Here is an 18,337-nt window from a genome sequence, read left to right as displayed (position 1 = left end):
CGTCCCGTCGAGGGAGTGGAATTCCCTTACGCCGTGGCGCGCGAGGCCACCTGGGCCTCGGCGATGCGCAGGCACTCCCCCAGGAAGTGGATGTACGCCGTCATCGCCTTGGCGCCGGTCTCCGCGTAGATGCGGCCCTGCTCGGGCGAGCGGGTGATGGCCTCCTCCAGCATCTTCTCGTTGAGCAGGGTATGGCCCACGTCCACGGCCACGTGCTCGTTGAGGAAGGTGAGCTTGTCGGCGATCTCCTTGCCCAGCACCGTCTCCACCTGCTTCACCAGGCGCGGACCGAAGTACACCGCCAGGAAGCCCACCTCGCGCTCGATGGCGATCTGCCCCACCGGGTACGGCCCCTCGATGGTCTCGTCATGGAGCTGGCGGTACTCGCGCATGGAGCCGGTGGGCGCCTGCGCGACCAGCTCCTCCATGGACAGCCGGGGCGAGTACCGCGCGTTCCAGTGCTCCACCAGCACGCGGGCGTCCTCGAGCGTCATCAGGTGATGGCCCGTCTCGCTCTTGGCGTGGGTGATGAGCTGATTGCCGAGCTTCTCCATGCCCAGCTCGATGCAGCGCTGGCCCGTGCGGCGGATCCACCCGTCCACCGGCTCGGTCATGTACACCGCGCGCGCCATCCACTCGATGAGGAAGCGCTCCAGCACGGCCGGCGGGATGGACGGATCCAACAGGCGGCACAGGGCCGGGTCCGTGTCCAGAAGGGTGCGGGCGGGGACGGCGTGGGGCTCGTACTGCATCTTCAGCAAATCCATGAGGAGACTCCTTCGGAACCGGGACGGAACTAGGACTCGAGATGAGGGGTGGAGCGGGCACGGCCAACGGACTGCTCGCTGACGTGCTCGAGGAACTCGGGGACCCGCGAGGCGGGGATGATCCACAGGACGGGCTGCGTCGAGGGATCGTCATGCAGGCGGGCCGCCTGCGCGTAGGCCCCATCGTCCTCGCACAGGAAGACGAAGGAGCTGCGCCCGTGGAGCGCGAACCAGCGGCGCGCCTCGTCCAGCAGCGCCACGTAGGCGCTCCGCTTCCCCTCGGGGACCAGCGGGAAGAGGCGCGCGGAGTCGAGCAGCCGGAAGAGGTTCGTCCCGGGGTGACCCAGCTCCACCACCAGCGCGGCCAGGGGCACCCCCTGACGGCGCGCCACGAAGATGCGCCGCTCGCGCTCCAACCCCACGCCCTGCCAGGCACGCGAGGTGCCCCACAGCTCCAGGCGATCCCGGGTGAAGTCCAGCGCCTCCACGTAGCAGGCCGGACGCGTGCGGGCGATCTCCCCCGCCAGCAGGTACTTCTCCCCGATGGACGCGGGCCCGATGTCCAGGTCCCCCACGGGCTGGCCGCTCATCTCGGCGCACTCCACGTCCATCATCCGCAGCGGCATCACCAGGCTCTGCCCGCCGCCCTGCGTGCGCTGGGCGAACCGCACGTGCGTCCGGTAGACCCAGGGCACCGTGGACTCGGCGTAGCTGATGGCCCAGCGGAACTCCGGATCCCCCTGGGAGTGCTCCAGCGTGCGCAGGTAGATGTCCCGGAGGATCTGCCCCGGCACCTCGGGCGCGTTGGACGGCTTGCCGGGCCGCCGCCCCAGCTGGTGCACCATCCAGGAGTGACGGTAGGCCTTGAGCGAGGACAGCGACGCCTCCACGCCCCGCTCCGACGGCCACACCGTCTGGCAGAAGAGGTGCGGAAGCTGCGCCGAGCGCTTGCCCAGGTCCACGAAGCTCCGGCGCAGCTCGTCGAAGTGCCCGGCGGACTTGCCCGCCAGGTTGAAGTAGCCCGAGTCCTCGAACAGCTCCCACAGCGGCTCGAGGTACTCCTCGCTGGTGCGCGTGGAGGGGCACAGCGACTGCGAGACGAAGTGCGACCACAGCACCATGTCCTGCTCCGTCCGCGGACGGACCTCCAGACCCGCCATCCGCCGCCCATCGCTCCGGGCGGCCGACACGTGCCGCACCTCGCCATGGAGGGAGAGGCACTCCCCATCGGCCATCCGCAGCTCCAGCCGCAGGAAGAGCCCGGGGAAGACCAGGTCCTCGGGGCCCACGTGCAGCCCCAGTCCCGTGAAGGAGAGATCCACCACCTCGCGCTCGCGCCGGCCCAGCTCCTTCCACAGCGGATGATCGAAACGGGCCTTCAGCCCCTCGGGAGCGCGCACGCGGCGATGGGCGCGGTGACGCACCCGCCACAGCCGCTCGGGCAGCCGCGACACCAGCGTGTCCCCCTGCGCGGTGGTGCCCTCCAGGCGCATCCGGTAGGCCGAGTTGTAGCCCACCACCTCGAGCTCATAGGGCGCCTCGCCCCAGCCCGCCCCCGGCTCGGTGCACCGCCAGTGCAACAGGCCGCGCTCCGCGTCCAGCCGCTCCAGCATCACCCGCACCGTCCGGCCCGGCCGGCGCAGCACGCCCTTGTTGTTCATCGCGGAGATGGCCGTGAGCACGGACTCGATGCGCTCGAGCCCGGCGATCTCCTCCTGCACGGGCAGCGGCGAGGCCTCGGGCTGGGCGTTGCCATTGAGCACCGCCTCCTCCAGCACGCTCAGGATCTGCCGGCCCTGCTCCGCGGAGATGCCCACCAGCTGGATGCCCACCGCGGAGCCCCGCGCCCCCGCTCCGCTCCACCGGGGCTCGCCCGTCAGCGGACCGATGGCCGTGCCGCCCACGTCCAGACACACGCGCACCGTCCGCTCATGGGCCAGCGTCTCCACCGCGTTCGCCGGCTCCGCCCACACCGCCGTGGGGCTCAGCTGCGTGGCCCGGCCCAGCACCACGCCCTGCTCGGGCAGCACCACCTGGATGCCCCCCGGACCATGGAGCGAGTAACCCGAGTACGGACCCGTGACCGAGCCCGCGCGCGAATGACCCATCAGTTGTTCCGTGAGCGAATGCATGGATTTCCCCTTGGCTCCCAATCCCTTGCACCGTGAGAGGAAACATACACGGCCGCGCCTCGTCAAGTTCCCTAATGGAAGCCATTGACTTTCGCGGCGAAATCCGTAGCAACGCGACTCGGACGCAACTCCGGAATGGCCCTGCGCGCCCTCCGCGTGGCAGAGTGATTTCAATTCCTTGCGCGCGAGCCGGCAAGCGCCTCGTTTGGAATTGAAGCTCTCCCCGGGCTTCCCAAACTGTCGGCTTCCGGTGCCGGACACACGTGCACGCGCCGCGTCCCGCGCGGGTCCAATCCCTGTCTTTTGGGAAAGGTCTGGGAAAACCCTACCAGCTGAGCCGGAGGACGAAGCTGCTGGCGTCCTCGTCGGTCGCGGTGGCCTCGAACTTCAACCCATCCGCGCCCAACGCCAGCGCGGTGGAGGTGCTGGCCACCACCATGCCCACGTTCCAGCCCACGCCAATCAGGTCCTGCTTGAAGATGAGCTCCCCGGAGTTGGGGCTCAGCCGGCGGTAGGAGTGCTCGCCGAAGGTCACCGCCACGGAGGCCGCGCTCGGGATGCCCTCCAGGGAGCGGTGCAGTCCGGACGCCGAGCCCACCATGGCCCGCATCCGCCCCACCGTGCTCCGCACATAGGCGAGCCCCGCGTCCCGTCCGGTGAGGTAGAGGGCCTCGCCATAGGAGCCGCCCCGCGCCTCCGCGTCCTGACCGATGACGTCGAGGATCCCCAACATCCACGCCACCGGGTAGCGGTAGTTCTCCACCAGCCGCTCGCCCTCGGAGATCTGCCGCCGGGCCCGCTCGAGCACCTCGGGGGATGCGCGAGCCGCCACCGATGTCAGTGCCGCCTCGAGGAACATCCCGGGAACCAGATGCTCTGGCCGACATCTGGACAGCCGTGAGAGCAGCTGGGGACGGCGCTCCATCATTCCCCGCAGTTTGTCACAATTGTTGAAATTCGTTCAAAACGATTTTTTCAGCGAGCAAGGGCGAGCGGACCCCAGACGAGACAACCCAGAGTTGATGGGAAGTCCGGGTGATGGCGATGTGGAGCCTGCGACGCGCCTCGTCATGGGCGGGGTAGAGGCGGGCCGTGGCGTCGGGGATGACGACGTAATCGAACTCGAGCCCCTTGACGTTGTCCACGTCCGTCACATCCACCCCGGGCTCGAAGGAGAAGTCCCCCTCCAATACGAGGCGGGCCCAGGACTGGTCCGCGACGACCCGGTGGAAGGTCCGCGCCTGCTCCGGGCCGCTGGCGATGACGGCCACGGAGGCATGGGGCTCGCGCTCCAACAGGTCCCTCAGCGCCTCGCCGATGAAGAGGTGGGCCTGGGCCTCGTCGGGGAAGTGGTGGAACCCCACGGGGGCGCCCTCGCGGCCGGCCTGGGGGGCCGCGGTGGTGGCCTGCGTGCCCAACACTGTACGCGCCAACTCCGTGACAGGCCTTGGACAACGGTAGGACACCTGGAGCCGGCAGGTGGCCGCGTCGCGGATGCCCAGCTCCGAGAGCACCGCCTGCCACCCCGCGAAGCTCGTCGAGGTCTGCTGCATCTCGTCGCCCGCGAGCGTGCAGCTGCGCGCCTCGCCCAGCAGCTTGCCCACCACGAACAGCTCGAAGAGGGAGAAGTCCTCGGTCTCGTCCAGCACCACGTGCACCAGCCGCCCCACCGCGCCCAGGTTTCCCCCCTGGGCCCGGAGGAAGAGCAGCAACGGCAGGTCCTCCAGGTCCAACGTGCCCGCCAGCTCGTCGGGCGTGCCGCTCTCCAGGGACTTGCCGTCGAGCGTCTGGAGGCGCTCGGGGTCCACCCCCTCGAGCTCGCGCTCGAGCGGCGTGGCGATCTGCAGCATCGTGTGGCGCACCGTCTCGTCCACGGCCGTGAGCGGCAGGTCCCCCTTCGAATAGGAGACGACGCCCTCCAGGAAGCGCCGGTCGGTGAAGACCTCGGCGAGCTTCTTGCGCAGGCGCGGCAGGCTGGTGGCCGACGACTTGAGCACCCCCAGGCGGGCCGCGAGCGCGAGGCGCAGGGCAGGATGGCGCTTGAGCTTCGAGACGAGCGGCGGCGGATCCTCCCACAGCTTGATGGCCTTGGCACCAAAGGAGACGCGCGCGGCCGTGGCCGCCCAGGAGTCGAGCGTCTCGACGGACACCTTCCCCAGCCCGAGCGGCGCGAGCAGGCGCCGGGACAGGCGCGCCAGGCCTTCCTCGGGGACGATGACCTTCATCCGGGACTCGGGGTAGCGCGCGTGGTCGTCGAAGGCGATCTTCGCGAGCCGGTGCAGGGCCACTGTCGTCTTGCCGCTGCCCGCGCTTCCCAGGACGAGCAGCGGCTGGTCCGCGGCCACGCTCACGGCCTCGAACTGCTCGGCGTCCAGCAGCGCGGTGACGTCGAGCGCTCCCTCGCGCCGTGAGGCCCCCTCCCCCACTCCGAGCTGGCCCGGGCGCACCGCCGTCCCCGTTCCCCCCGCGAGCTGGGAAGCCGGCCCGGCCCCCAGCATCCGCCAGGGGCCCTCGGGCGTGCGCACGAGCACGAGCGTGCCCGACTGGACGCGAATCAACCGCCCGCGCTCGATGACCACCAGCCGGCGCACCTCGACGGTGCCCTCGGACAGCCGCTCGCCGAACCACTCCTCGTAGGAGTCCCCTTCCCCGTAGCGATAGAAGACCCGCGCCACCGGGGCGAAGCGCCAGTCGATGATGCGCACGTCGGCGGACGCATCCGCGAAGCTCGTGCGGCCCAGCAGGTAGTCCCGGATGCCGGCGGGCCCCTCCACGCGCAGGTGCGCGAAGTAGGGAGCGCCGACGTCTGGCAATTGCGCCGTCTCCTGGCGCTCGAGCAGCGCCCGCGCCTGGTTCATCTGATGGAGCAGGTGCGGAAGGTCGGCCACCGGTGCGGTCGCCGCCTCGTCGCGCAACACCTGCAGCTGGGCCACCAAGCCCTGGGTCTCCTGCGTGCGGCTGCCACTGCGCTGCCTCGCGGCCTCCACCGAGGCGAGCACGCGCGCGAGCAGCGCCTCTTCTTCCGCGACGATGGCCCGCGCGGGCTCGGGCAGCTCTGCGACTGTCTGGCTCATGCTTCGGGCTCAGCGGATGAGGCCACCCAGCAGCCCGCCCAGGCCTCCACCGCCCTGGCCTCCGCCACCCCCAGGCGTGTTGCCGCCCCCACTCCCCAGGTTGGCGAGCATCGGCATCACCGCGAGGATGCCCCCCACCAGCTTCGGATCGAGCCGGGACTTGAGGAAGTCGAGCAGCAGCGGCGCCACCAGCGAGGCCTTGCCCGCATCGAGGTTGAAGCGCTGCAGCAGCGCCACGACTCCCGCCACCTCGCTCGCCTGACCCATCGCGCCACCGAGCGCGCCCATCAGCCCGCCACCACCGCCTCCGGACGACTGACCCTGGCCCCCGAGCAGCCCACCCAGCCCGCCCAGCGCGCCCATCAGTCCACCACCGGACTCTCCCTGCGAGCCCTGCTGCGTCCGCGCCTCCGCCTGCTGCTGCCACCCCTGCATCTCGGGAATGGCCTGGCCCATCTGGTCCGCCGCCTCCGCCCCCATCTTCTCCTTCACGGTCCCCTGCACCAGCTCGAGCAGCGAGCCCGCGAGGCCCTGCGCCTGGTTGGAGTCCACGCCAAGCTGCTGCGAGAGCTGTCCGATGAAGTCCATTCTGTTCTCCTCCGTCTCGGGAGCGGCGGTTCTAGCGGACCCCCCACCGGATTCTCACTGGAAAACCAACGGAGATGTCACCCACCTGCCGCGCGGGCCCTGTGTATCCTCGCTCAATGAGACCGCAGCCCCGCTCGCTCCTCGTCCTCGCGCTCCTCGGACTGCTGTCCGGATGCAGGCGCCCCTCCGGTTCCAACGGAGCGGACGCGGGCACCCAGGCCCCTCCCCCGCCGGGACTCCAGGGCTCCGTGACGGTGAAGGGCTCGGACACCATGGTCCTCCTCGGCCAGCGCTGGGCCGAGCACTTCATGAAGACGCACCCCGAGGCGAAGATCCAGGTGACGGGCGGCGGCTCGGGCACCGGCATCGCCGCGCTCATCAACGGCACCACCGACATCGCCATGTCCAGCCGCCCCATCAAGGACACCGAGCGGCAACAGGCCCACCAGCGTAACCCCTCCGGCCCCGTGGAGCTCCCCGTGGCCCTGGACGGCATCACCTTCTATGTCCACGAGAGCAACCCCGTGGAGTCGCTCTCCCTCGAGCAGCTCAAGGCCATCTACCTGGGCGACCTCACCCGCTGGAAGGACGTGGGCGGCAAGGACGCCCCCATCGTCGTCTATTCACGGGAGAACTCCTCGGGTACCTACGTCTTCGTGAAGGACGAGGTGCTCGGCGGCGAGGACTTCACCCCCCGGGCCCTGACCCTGCCCGGCACCGCGGCGGTGGTGAACGCGGTGGGCCTCGAGCGCAACGGCATCGGCTACGGCGGCGCCGCCTATGCCAAGGGCGTCAAGGAGTTGAAGGTGAAGAAGGACGCGGCGGGCGAGGCCATCGCGCCCAGCCCCCAGAACATCCAGAACGGCACCTACCCGCTCTCGCGCCGCCTCTACTTCTACCTGCCCCGGCAGGCCACCGGCACCACCCGCGCCTTCCTCGACTACGTGCTTTCCCCCGAGGGCCAGGAGATCGCCACCACCGTGGGCTACTTCCCGGTGAAGTAGCCCTCCGAGCCGCTGGTACGGGCGCCCCGGGATTGCGTAGGCTGCTCCCATGATCCAGGGCTCGGGCCGCTGCCACTACCATCCGGAACGCACCGGGCTCGGTATCTGCGTGGAGTGCCGCCACGTCGTCTGCCGCGAGTGCACCACCCAGTTCGAGGGCATCAACCGGTGCGCCAGCTGCCTCGAGAAGCGCCTCAAGGCGCTGGACGGGCCCTCGGAACGCCGTGAATGGACCGTGGGCAACGTGCTGCTGGCCCTCATCGGCGCCGCCGTCGTCTATGGCGGCGTCCTGCTCCTCTCCCGCATGGCTTCGGGGCTCTGACATGGCCGTCTCCGCGCTCGAATTGCGCCCCCGAGGGGCGGTGGCCATCCTGGACGCGGGCCTGCGCGTCTGCGTGCACAGCTCCGGCGTGTGGGCCCTCACCCTTCCCGGCGGGGCGCTCGTCACCGCGGCCCTGATGCACCTGACGGATGCCATCACCAACAACCGCTCCCTGAGCCTGCCCGCGCTCTGGTTCACCCTCGCCTGGCTCGTCCGGGGCATCTTCCAGGGCGCCGCCTGCCACCACGTGCAGGAGCTGGTGCTCGGCCAGGGGCAGGGAGAGCCCACGGCGTGGGCCTCGCTGCGCGCCGCGCTGGCCCGCACGCCCAGCCTCCTGTGCGCCGTGGCGTACCTCTTCGCCTTCAACCTGCTCACGCTCGGCGTCTCGCTGGGCTTCGCCTTCTTCTTCCTGTCCGCGCACCTCGTCGGCTACGCCGCCACCCTCCAGGGCCGTGGCAGCCCCCTGAACCTGTATGGGGTGTGCTCGAAGATGCTCGGCCCCGCGCGAGGCAGCGCCACCGGCGTGCGCATCCTCCTGCTGGTGCAGCTCCTGGCCTTCCTCAACCTCCACATCGCCGCCAACGCCCTGCTCTACGTCGGCCGCAAGCTGCTCGGCATCGACCTCACCTTCGCCGAGCGCTTCGCCTCCCTGGACAACACCGCCTGGGTCGTCTTCCTCGCCTGCGCCACCTTCACCCTCTTCGAGCCCCTGCGCGCCGCCACCTCCACGCTGCTGCTGGTGGATGGACGCGTGCGCCTGGAGGGGCTGGATCTGCTCGCCTCGGTGCAGCGGCTGCCCACCCGGAAGGCGGCGCCCGCCCTGCTCGCCGTCCTCGTCACCTGCCTGCTCTCCAGCCCGGCCCGGGCGCAGGTGCCCGTGAAGCCGCCCTCCCGCGCGGAGACGGAGCAGCGCTTCCAGGAGATGGCCGGGTACTGCGACCTGGATGCCCCCGAGACGGAGGGCTGGCGGCGGACGCTCGACACGCTGAGCCCGGCCGAGGCCATCAAGTTCCAGCGCCTGGTGCGCGACGTGGAGAAGGACGTCCTGGAGAACGAGGACTGCAACGCCCTGGAGCGGCTCGAGCAGGGCGTCACCCTGGCGACGCAGACCGCCGAGCTGGAGAAGCAGGCGGATGCACGGGCGGCCCAGGCACGTGCCCGGGACATCCTCGCGCGGCCCGAGTTCCAGGTGCCCGAGCCCGAGGCCCCCCAGGAGCAGAACACCGACGAGGAGGTGCCTCCCCCCCCGGGCCCCTGGCAGCGGTTCATGAAGTGGCTCGCGGAGTGGCTGGAGAGGCTCTTCCGCCGCTCGGAGACGCAGACCCCGGGCCCCAGCTTCTCGGCCGCCGGGGGACAGGCGGTGGCCAACGTGCTGGTGGTGGTCCTCATCGCCGGAGTGCTGGTGGTGCTCACGCTGGTGCTGCTGCGCGCGCTCGGCAAGGCCCAGGAGGGCGAGGACACGCGGCTCGAGGTGAGCACGCAGGACGCGTCCACCCTGGCGGCGGATCCGATGAACGCCCTCTCCCGCCCTCCCGAGGGCTGGGCCCACCTCGCCGACGAGCTGGCCGCCCGGGGCGAGTACCGCGAGGCCGTGCGCAGCCTGTACCTCGCCCTGCTCTCGCGCCTGCACCGCGAGGGCGTCATCCACTACGACACCACGCTGAGCAACTGGGACTACCTGCGCCAGTTCCGCAGCCGCCGCGAGTGGGTCCCCTCCTTCCGCGAGCTGACGCGGCGCTTCGACTTCGCCTGGTATGGCAACCTGCCCGTGGGCGCGGACGGCTACCGCGACTTCCGCGCGCTGTGTGCGCCCATGCTGAACCCCACCCCCGCCACCCCGGAGGCCGCCGGTGCGTGACCGTTTCCCGCTGCTCGTGGTGGGAGGGCTGCTCATCACCGCCGTGCTCGGCACGTGGTTGGTGCGCGGCGCGGCCCGGGGTGGCTTCGCCGACACGCTCTCCACCTGGCGCGCCCAGCCCGATGGGGCTCGCGGGCTCTTCCTGCTCGTCCAGGAGAGTGGCCTGCCCGCCGTCCGGCGCACCGCGGACCTTCGAATCATCCAGAAGGGCACGGGCACCCCGGTGCTGCTCGCCGTGGAAGTGGACGGCGCCCGCGAGGAGGATCCGGATCAGACGGCGCTCGCCGCCGACAAGAAGGACGGACTGGAGGACGAGGAGGTCCCCCGCCACGGCTTCAACCGGCTGCACGTCCCCGAGCTGAGCGACAAGGAGACGGAGAAGCTCCTCGAGCACGTGAAGACCGGCAGCACCCTCGTCTACGTGCCGTGGGGTTCGAAGGAGAACCCGCTGCTGGACGCGCTCGGGGTGAAGCTCACCAAGGCGGATACCTCGCTGCCCATGCGCACGCTCGTCCCGCCGCTCTCCAGCCCGTACACGCTGGGCGTGGAGCGCGTGGAGGCGAAGGTGCAGGCCTACCTGCAACTGCCCGAGAAGGGCGCGGTGCCCCTGCTGCGCGACGAGCCCCTGAACATGACGGTGGCGGCGGTGGTGCCCTACGGCGCGGGCAAGGTGCTGGTGGTGGGCGCGCCGGAGCTGGCGATGAACCAGGCGCTCGCGCGCGCGGACAACGCGCAGTTCTGGCTGAGTGCCCTGCGCGCCCTGGGCCCCGGGCCCTACGAGTTCGACGAGCACCACCACGGCTTCACCAACGAGCGCTCGGTGGTGGACTTCGCCCGCCGCTACGGCCTGCACTTCGCGGTGGCGCAGCTGCTGCTGGGGCTGTGTCTGTGGGCGGTGGCCCTCAAGCGCTTCGGCCGGCCGCGTGCGCCTCCCGAGTCCACCCGCGTGGGGGCCACGGACGCCCTCTTCGCCATGAGCCGCCTGTACCGCGAGGGCCGCCACCACGGCTTCGCCGCCAGCCTCATCACCAAGGGCCTCACCCAGGAGCTGGCCCTGCACGCCGGAATGCCCGCCCACGCGCCCGCCACGTCCGTCGCCGAGGGACTGGCCGCGCGCGGACGGGAGGACCTGGCCAACGGCCTGCGCGCCGTGGTCCGCAACGCCGAGACGGTGTCCGGCGAGGGCGATTTGAAACAACTGGCCTCCCGCGCCGCGGTGCTGCGCCAGCGCATCCATCCTTCCGGGCCGCCCTCGCGCGCGCTCGCTGCTTCGACCCCCGAGGAGTCATGACTTCCACCTTCGCCCCCACTCCCGCCAGCAACGCCGTGGCCGCCGCCCATGCCATCCGCGAGGGCGTGCTCTCCGAGGTGCGCAAGGCCGTCGTCGGCCAGGACGAGCCGCTCGAGCTCATGCTCGTGGGCCTCATCGCCGGTGGCCACGTGCTGCTCGAGGGCGTACCCGGCGTGGCCAAGACGCTCATGGCCAAGGCGCTCGCGCGCGGCGTCAGCGCGGACTTCAAGCGGATTCAATTCACCCCGGACCTGATGCCCGCCGACATCCTGGGCACCAGCATCTTCGACCTGAAGAGCCAGTCCTTCGTGCTGGTGCGCGGCCCCATCTTCACGGACCTGCTGCTGGCGGATGAGATCAACCGCGCCCCCGCCAAGACGCAGTCCGCGCTGCTGGAGGCCATGCAGGAGCGCGGTGTGTCGCTGGAGGGCCGGCACATGCCGCTGTCGCCGCTCTTCACGGTGTTCGCCACGCAGAACCCGGTGGAGTCCGAGGGCACCTACCCGCTGCCCGAGGCGCAGCTGGACCGCTTCCTCCTGAAGATCGACGTGGGCTACCCGGCCCCCGAGGAGGAGGACGCCATCCTGGAGTCGGTGCACCGGGGCTTCGACGCGGGAGACCTGGCGCGCGCGGGCGTGGGGCCGGCGGTGACGAAGGAGGGCCTGCTCGCGGCGCGGGCGGCGCTCAACGAGGTGACGGTGGAACCGCCGGTGCTCTCGTACGTGCGCAAGCTGGTGGCGGCCACGCGCGCCTCCAGCCGCATCCGCCTGGGCGCGGGGCCTCGCGCGGGCGTGCACCTGCTGCTGGCCTCCAAGGCGCTGGCGGCCCTGCGCGGCCGGGGCTTCGTCACGCCGGATGACGTGCGCTTCCTCGCCGGGCCCGTGCTGCGCCACCGCCTGCTGCTGTCGCCGGACGCGGAGCTGGATGGGGCCACGCCCTCGGACGTGCTGCGCGAGGTGGTGCAGTCCGTCGAGGTCCCCCGGTGATTCCCACCGGGCGCCTGTGGGTGCTGCTGTGCCTGCTGGCCGTGCCGATGATGGCGGCGGGATTCTTCCCGGGCCTCGGCGGCGCGGTGCTGGTGCTGGATGTGCTCGCCCTGGTGCTGGCGGGAGCGGACTTCCTGATGGCCCGCCGGGTGCGCCTGGAGGTGAGCCGGAAGCTGCCCTCCCGTCTGTCCGTGGGCGCGCCCAACAAGGTGGAGCTGCTGCTGGTGCACCGCGGTGGCCAGGCCGTGGACGTGCGCGTGAAGGACGACGTGCCCGAGTCCTTCACCGCCACGCCCGAGGAGGCTCCGCTGCGCCTGCCCGCGGACAGCCAGACGCGCTGGGTGTACCGGGTGTCCCCCTCCAAGCGCGGCAAGTTCGCCTTCGGCGATGTGCACGTGCGGGTGCGGGGGCCGCTGGGGCTCGTCTTCCACGAGCGGCACTTCCCCGCGGCGCAGAACGTGTCGGTGTTCCCGGACCTGCGAGGCGCCAGCCGGCTGCTCCTGTCCGGCGCGGCGTTGGACCTGGTGAACCTGGGCCTGCGGCAGTTGCGCCGGGACGGGCGGGGCAGCGAGTTCGCGCGGCTCCGGGACTATGCGCAGGGAGACTCGGTGCGCGAGGTGGACTGGAAGGCCACCGCGCGGCGCACGCGGCCGGTGACGCGGGTGATGGAGTCCGAGCGCTCGCAGTCCATCCTCATCTGCGTGGACGCGGGCCGCTCCATGGCGGCGCAGGTGGACGGGCTCACCAAGCTGGACCATGCCGTCAACGCGGCGCTCTTCCTGGCCTTCGTGGCGGTGCGCAACGGAGACCGCGTGGGGCTGGCCGTGTTCGCGGATGGAGTGAAGGCGTACCTGCCTCCGGCGGCGGGCCGGCTGCAGTACCGGAAGATATTGGACACGCTCTACTCCACCACGCCGAGCCTCACGTACGTGGACTACCTGGCGCTCTTCAAGGAGCTGAACGTGCGCCTCACGCGGCGCAGCCTGCTGTGCGTGTTCACGGACTTCCTCGACGAGGAGCAGGCCTCCACCATGGTGGCGCCACTCCACCGGCTGGCGCGGCGGCACGTGCCCCTGTGCCTGTCCGTGCGGGACACCGCGCTCGCGGCCCTGCTGCGCACCGAGCCCTCGGGGCCCGAGCAGGCCTATCAACAGGCCGTGGCCAGCGAGCTGCTCACGGACCGCGAATCCCTCAAGGCCAAGGTGAGCGCCGGTGGCGTGCAGATGCTCGACGTGCAGCCGGATGAGCTGAGCCTCGCCGCCGTCAACCGCTACCTCGATATCAAAGCGCGCGGCGTGCTGTAGGGCCGATGCTGACGGGCAATCCGGCGGGCGCTCATTCCTCGTAGAGCACGGGGACGGGCTCCCCCTTGATCAAGGCATCGAGCTGCTGCCGGCCGGAAACGACCAGGAAGGAGTACGTTGCCTCGACACCATCCTCGAGGGTTTCAGCGTCGGTGGCACAAGAGATGAGCTTCCGCACGCCCCCGAAAACGAGACGGGCGGGCCTTCCATTGACGGTCAGGCTCTCGTCGTCCTCCGCGCAGTCGGAGCGTCCTCGATTCTCGGCTCGCGCGAAGGCTGCCTCATCGGTCGCGGCGTGGATGAGGTAGACGTTCTCCATGACCGGGAACTCGTCCTGCGGCCCTTCCCTGTACTCGAAATAGAGCACGACATGCGCGGCATACCAGGACATCTTTTCCTCGCTCCCCTCACGTCTTGCGCTTCTGCTTGTTGCGACAGCCGAGGAACTTCTGCGCCAGGCGAATCTTCTCGCGTTCGCTTGCATCGGCTCCGGCGTACTGCTCTTGAAGCCACCCACAAGGGTCCGCTCGCAACCTGGCATCACGAACGTACTCGTTCTCCTTGTTCTGCACGCCGCCTTTCGCGCAGAGGGCCGTGTGCTTCTTGCAGAAGTCGTCGACCGAAGTGTCCTCCGCTTCCGCGACCGCGATGATCGCGGCGGTCAGTCCTCCCGCGAGCGCGATCAACTGAGCCCCGCACGCATACAGTTCTCCAACCTGCGCGCACCCGGGATAACAGCTCATGGTCTCGACCGGACATGCATGGAGGCCGGGAGGCCGCGCCGCGGCAGGTGCACAGTCCAGACTGGAGACACCGGGCACTGACTGCTCTTGATGGGCGCGCCCCTCGGCTCCCAGTACGACAAGGCTCATCGCGAGTGCGATGCATCGGAGTCGCTGAGAGCGATGGAGGGACATGTCCTCAGACCGCGGGGGCCTCGCCGCCGTAACCGCAGGCCAGCGCGCCGTGCTGGCAGCGCACCAGCCCCGTCAGATCGTGCCGCTCCAGGAAGCGCTTGGCGGCCTGGAGATAGAAAGGAAGCGCACGCGCCGGCTGCTGCCCGAGATGGAAGTGCGTGGCGAGCTCGAATGGATCCGGCTCCCCTCCCATCCGCTCCAGCCACTCGCCCGCCAGGCGGTGACCCGTGGGCCGGACCGTGTCCGACACCAGGCCGTAGGCGGCATCCCGCACCAGGGCGTGACGGAAACGGTACTCGCCCCCACCCGGGAAGCGGCCCCCGGGCTGCGGCGCGATGAGTTCCTGCTCCACGAGCTGCCGCAGGTGACGCTCCAGGGTCTCGCCCACCGTGGACTCCAGCAAGGCCTCCACACCGCCCCGCCAGAAGGTGCGGCCGAAGACGCTCGCCGCCAGCAACACCTGCCGGGCCGCGGGCTCCATCCGCATCAAACGCACCTGCAGCACAGCCAGCACCGTCTCCGGCGCCCAGTCTCCACGCTCCTCGGGCACCAGGCGGATGAGCTCCTCCAGGAAGAAGGCGTTGCCGTCCGACAGCTCCACCACCCGGCGCACCGCCGCCTCGGGCACGTGCGGCCCCAACACCTCGCGCGCCAGCCGCGTCCCCGCCTTCTTGCTCAACCCATGCAGCGGCAGCTCCTGCACGCGGCGCCCCCACAACGCGGGGAAGAGCTCCTTCACCTCCGGCCGCGCCAGCGCCAGCACCATCAACGGTTGCTCGGCCAGCGCCCGGAGAACCTCCTCCACCAGCTTCACGGTGAGCGCGTCACTCCAGTGCAGATCCTCCAGCACCAGCAGCACCGGCCGGTGGGCGCACTCCGCCTGAAGGAAGTGCACCAGGGCCCGGCTCACCTGCGTGCTCATCTCCAATGGATCGCTCCGCGCCGCGAGCAGGCGGGGGCTCTCCTCTCCGGGGAAGGGCACGGCGCACAGCTCGCCCAGGAGCGCCGCCACCTCCTGGGCCTCCTCCGCCGGCAGGTGCAGGGCCACCCGCTGGAACAGCCGCGCACGGCGCGTCTCCAGGGGCTCCCCCTCCACGATTCCGCACAGCTGCCTCAGCACCTGGCCCATCAGGCCGTACGAGGCGCCCGCGCTCATCGGGTCTCCCCGCCCCAGCAGCACCAGTGGCGGCTGCTCCCGCCGCTCCAGCCGGCGCAGGAACTCGTGGCGCAGCCGCGACTTGCCCACTCCGGCCGGCGCCGTCACCAGCATGGCCCGTGACGCGGGCTCCTCGATGCTGGTGTTGAGGGAGAACTCCAGCAGGGCCAGCTCCTGCTCCCGGCCCACACACGGCGTGGGCTTGCCCAACAGGGGCCGCGAGGCATCCACCCCCAGTTGCTCGCCCTGCAGCAGGAAGGCGCCCGAGTCCATGCGCGAGAGCTGGAAGCCCGGCCCGAGCAGCCCCGCCGTGACATCGTCCAGCACCACGCACGCGGACGAGGGCATCCGCTCCAACTGGCGCAGCAGCCGCCCCGCCCGGTCCATGGCCTCGCCCACCGGCAGCCGCTCGTTGAACATGCCCAGGCCCGTGGTCAGCACCACCGCGGCCTCGGGCCACCGCTCCTTGAAGGTGAGCGCACAGCGCGCCGCCAGCGCCGCCTGGTCCGTCGCCGTGCCGCGCTCGGGCACCAGCGTGGCCACCAGCGAGCCGTCCGCCAGCAGCTCCACCCGGACTCCATGCGCCGAGAGCTCCTCGCGCAACGCATCCCGCACCTCGAGTCCCCTCCCGGGAGCCGCCGCCGTGTCCTCGGGGTCCGGCGACTGCAGGGACATCAGCAGGACGCTGGCGAGTTGCTGCTCGGCGCCCTCCAGACTCGCGGGGCGCGGGTCCGACTCGGAACGGGGCAGCAGCAGCTCGGGGACGGACTCCAGCTCCGCGAGCGCCTTGAGCAACCCGTCGGCATCCGCCAGCCGCCGCTTCGGATCCTTCACCAGCATCCGGTCCACCAGCCCCTGCATGCTGACGGGCAGGCTGGGGCGCAGCTTGTGCAGGCGCGCCGGCTCGGCGAAGAGAATCTTGGCCAGCACGGCGGCGAAGTGCGGCGCCTCGAAAGGCGGCCGGCCCGTGAGGCATTCGTACAGCACGCACCCGAGCGAGAAGACGTCGGCGGCGGGAGGAATCTCCAGCTCGCTGGAGGCCTGCTCCGGCGCCATGTAGCCCGGCGTGCCCACCACCGCACCGGTGCCCGTCACGCCCATCATCGTGGGGACGGCCTGCCGGGCCAGTCCGAAGTCCAGCAGCACCACGTCGTCGGGCCGGCCGCCTCGCAGGAAGAGGTTGGAGGGCTTGAGATCGCGGTGGACGATGCCCTGCCGGTGGGCCACGGCCAGCGCCTCGGCGGCCCGGCGCAGCAGGGCCAGCGCCTCGGACAGGCGCAGGGGCTCGCGCAGCAGCCGGCGCGCCAGGTCCTCCCCCTCGAGCCACTCCATGGCCAGGTAGTGCTGGCCTTCCTCGATGGTGCCATGCGCCACGTAGGACACGACGCCCGGGTGGTCCAGCATGGAGAGCAGCACGGCCTCGCGGTTGAAGCGCAGCGTGGTCTCCTGCGACGGGGAGGCATGCAGCAGTTTGAGGGCCACGTTCCGGCCCGTGGTGAGATCGCTGGCGCGGTAGACCAGGCCCATGCCTCCGCGTCCCGCCAGGTCGTCGATGACGAACCGCCCGGCGATGAGCTGGCCCTGCGGCGCGATGCTGGGGGGAGGTCTCGGTGGGGATGGAGCCGTCTTGTCGCTATCCATGCGGGACAGGGGAGAACCTATCACATCCCCACCCCGCCATCCGCCCTGGGCCTTCACCGTGCGTACGGCAAACAGGCACTGGTCCGCTGTAAATCTACACCGGGACTTCGCCCCAACGCTGGCGGGCCAGCTCCAGGGTCCGGGCGTTCTCGGGCACCTGACGCAGGAAGCACTCGCGGGCCTCCGCCGTCATCCCCCGGGCGAGCAGGATGTCGCCGAGGAACCCGCGCACGCGCCAGGCGATGCGCCAGATCCTCCCCGTCCTCCGCTCTAACGCGCGCCGCCTCCGTCCGGAGCCGCGGCATCCGCTCGTGCCCCGCGCATCCAGTCCGAGCACAGGTAGGCATAGACGCCCAGGCCCACGGTCAGGGCGAAGGACACCTTGAAGAGCACCGACAGCTTCGGCGGGTGGATCTGCGAGATGGTGCCCTCGATGAAGCCCGCGAGCACGAAGAGCACGAGCGTGCCGAAGAGGAGCTTCACCGCGCGCACGGCCTCCTGGCGCAGGGCCATGCCCCGGGGCAGGCCTCGCGGCGCCACCTGCCCCCGGGCGATGACGAAGCCCGCCGCGCCCGCGATGCAGATGGCGGTGATCTCCGGAATGCCGTGCGGGAGGATCCACGCCCAGAACCAGCCGGCCATCCCCTTGGCCGTGTACACCTGCGCGAGCGCCCCCAGCATCAGGCCGTTGAAGAAGAGCATCAGCGCAGTGCCCACCCCCACCGTGATGCCCAACGCGAAGGCGAGGAACGCCACCTCGATGTTGTGCGTGAAGAGGAAGGTGGTGAAGGCCGCCTGCTGCTGCGCGGACATGCCGTCGCCCGAGGCCTCGTCGGCGGCGCGCTGGACGGGCTCCAGGCTCAGGTGCTCCTCGGGGACGAGGTATTGGGCCGCGTCCGGGTCCGCGAGCATGCCCAGGTAGCCGAAGCCCAGGCCCGCCAGGAAGAGGAGCACCGAGGCCAGGTACATGCGCCACTCCTGGCGGAGCAGCGCGGGGAAGCCGCGGGCGACGAAGCCCCAGACGTCCGAGAACCTCGGCCGCTGGCCCGGGTAGGTGAGGGCGTAGGCGCGGCCCACCAGGTCATTGAGGTACTCGCTCACGTCGGCCGAGCCGCCGCGGGCACGCACCCACAGCAGATCGCTGGAGACGGCGCGGTAGAGCTTGCCCAGCGAGCGGGCCTCCTCCAGCTTCAAGGCGCGCAGGCTGCGCTCCTCGGCCTTGTCGAGCAGGGCCTCCAACTGCTGCCAGCGCGGCCGCCTCGCCTCGATGAACTCGGGCATCTCCATGAGAGGAGAC

At 70.9% G+C, this 18,337-nt stretch carries 15 protein-coding genes and 1 pseudogene; 6 read left to right on the top strand and 10 right to left on the bottom strand.

Features of this window, described 5'->3' with window-relative positions; translation table 11 throughout:
• Positions 1–26: 26 nt before the first annotated feature.
• The 5 genes and pseudogenes from AC16DP_RS44950 to AC16DP_RS44930 all read right to left on the bottom strand — a co-directional run.
• Complete coding sequence (locus AC16DP_RS44950; RefSeq protein ID WP_329729111.1) at positions 27–767, bottom strand: hypothetical protein; 741 nt, start codon at positions 765–767, stop codon at positions 27–29.
• A gap of 29 nt (positions 768–796) precedes the next feature.
• Positions 797–2,899, bottom strand: coding sequence for a hypothetical protein (locus AC16DP_RS44945; RefSeq protein ID WP_329729110.1), 2,103 nt, complete (start codon positions 2,897–2,899; stop codon positions 797–799).
• Between the two features lie 325 nt (positions 2,900–3,224).
• Positions 3,225–3,824: a TIGR02265 family protein gene (locus tag AC16DP_RS44940; protein WP_329729171.1), complete on the bottom strand. Its 600-nt coding sequence runs from the start codon at positions 3,822–3,824 to the stop codon at positions 3,225–3,227.
• A gap of 16 nt (positions 3,825–3,840) precedes the next feature.
• Entirely contained in the window at positions 3,841–5,973 is a 2,133-nt protein-coding gene (locus tag AC16DP_RS44935; RefSeq protein WP_329729109.1) for an ATP-binding domain-containing protein, read from the bottom strand.
• Positions 5,974–5,982: 9 nt separating this feature from the next.
• Positions 5,983–6,588, bottom strand: a pseudogene (locus AC16DP_RS44930) (DUF2780 domain-containing protein); the annotation flags it as partial.
• Between the two features lie 89 nt (positions 6,589–6,677).
• Between AC16DP_RS44930 and AC16DP_RS44925 the strand changes: the two are divergent.
• The 6 genes from AC16DP_RS44925 to AC16DP_RS44900 are packed head-to-tail and all read left to right on the top strand — an operon-like array spanning position 6,678 to position 13,326.
• The gene (locus tag AC16DP_RS44925; protein WP_329729108.1) at positions 6,678–7,565 is read left to right on the top strand and encodes a phosphate ABC transporter substrate-binding protein; all 888 of its coding nucleotides are present in this window, start codon (positions 6,678–6,680) and stop codon (positions 7,563–7,565) included.
• 49 nt (positions 7,566–7,614) lie between these two features.
• Entirely contained in the window at positions 7,615–7,887 is a 273-nt protein-coding gene (locus AC16DP_RS44920) for a hypothetical protein (RefSeq protein ID WP_329729107.1), read from the top strand.
• A 1-nt stretch (position 7,888) separates the two neighbouring features.
• Positions 7,889–9,745: a DUF4129 domain-containing protein gene (locus tag AC16DP_RS44915; protein WP_329729106.1), complete on the top strand. Its 1,857-nt coding sequence runs from the start codon at positions 7,889–7,891 to the stop codon at positions 9,743–9,745.
• Positions 9,738–11,036 carry a DUF4350 domain-containing protein gene (locus tag AC16DP_RS44910; RefSeq protein WP_329729105.1) on the top strand — a complete coding sequence of 433 codons (1,299 nt, stop codon included), beginning with the start codon at positions 9,738–9,740 and terminating at the stop codon, positions 11,034–11,036. The genes AC16DP_RS44915 and AC16DP_RS44910 overlap by 8 nt, the downstream gene beginning before the upstream one ends.
• Positions 11,033–12,022 carry an AAA family ATPase gene (locus AC16DP_RS44905; RefSeq protein ID WP_329729104.1) on the top strand — a complete coding sequence of 330 codons (990 nt, stop codon included), beginning with the start codon at positions 11,033–11,035 and terminating at the stop codon, positions 12,020–12,022. Before AC16DP_RS44910 ends, AC16DP_RS44905 begins: the two co-directional genes overlap by 4 nt.
• The gene (locus AC16DP_RS44900) at positions 12,019–13,326 is read left to right on the top strand and encodes a DUF58 domain-containing protein (RefSeq protein ID WP_329729103.1); all 1,308 of its coding nucleotides are present in this window, start codon (positions 12,019–12,021) and stop codon (positions 13,324–13,326) included. Before AC16DP_RS44905 ends, AC16DP_RS44900 begins: the two co-directional genes overlap by 4 nt.
• Before the next feature lie 31 nt (positions 13,327–13,357).
• Here the strand turns inward: AC16DP_RS44900 and AC16DP_RS44895 are convergent, their stop codons facing one another.
• From AC16DP_RS44895 to AC16DP_RS44875, 5 genes are all read right to left on the bottom strand, one after another.
• The gene (locus tag AC16DP_RS44895; protein ID WP_329729102.1) at positions 13,358–13,717 is read right to left on the bottom strand and encodes a DUF4288 domain-containing protein; all 360 of its coding nucleotides are present in this window, start codon (positions 13,715–13,717) and stop codon (positions 13,358–13,360) included.
• Positions 13,718–13,733: 16 nt separating this feature from the next.
• Positions 13,734–14,069, bottom strand: coding sequence for a hypothetical protein (locus AC16DP_RS44890; protein ID WP_329729101.1), 336 nt, complete (start codon positions 14,067–14,069; stop codon positions 13,734–13,736).
• 178 nt (positions 14,070–14,247) lie between these two features.
• The gene (locus AC16DP_RS44885) at positions 14,248–17,040 is read right to left on the bottom strand and encodes a serine/threonine-protein kinase (protein ID WP_329729100.1); all 2,793 of its coding nucleotides are present in this window, start codon (positions 17,038–17,040) and stop codon (positions 14,248–14,250) included.
• A gap of 94 nt (positions 17,041–17,134) precedes the next feature.
• Complete coding sequence (locus AC16DP_RS44880) at positions 17,135–17,272, bottom strand: hypothetical protein (protein ID WP_329729099.1); 138 nt, start codon at positions 17,270–17,272, stop codon at positions 17,135–17,137.
• Positions 17,273–17,310: 38 nt separating this feature from the next.
• Positions 17,311–18,327, bottom strand: coding sequence for a stage II sporulation protein M (locus AC16DP_RS44875; RefSeq protein ID WP_329729098.1), 1,017 nt, complete (start codon positions 18,325–18,327; stop codon positions 17,311–17,313).
• Positions 18,328–18,337 lie beyond the last annotated feature (10 nt).

It is taken from the genome of Archangium sp. (genome assembly GCF_057119385.1).
Note: the sequence above shows the minus strand (reverse complement) of the source record. Positions and strands in the feature narration are given on the sequence as shown.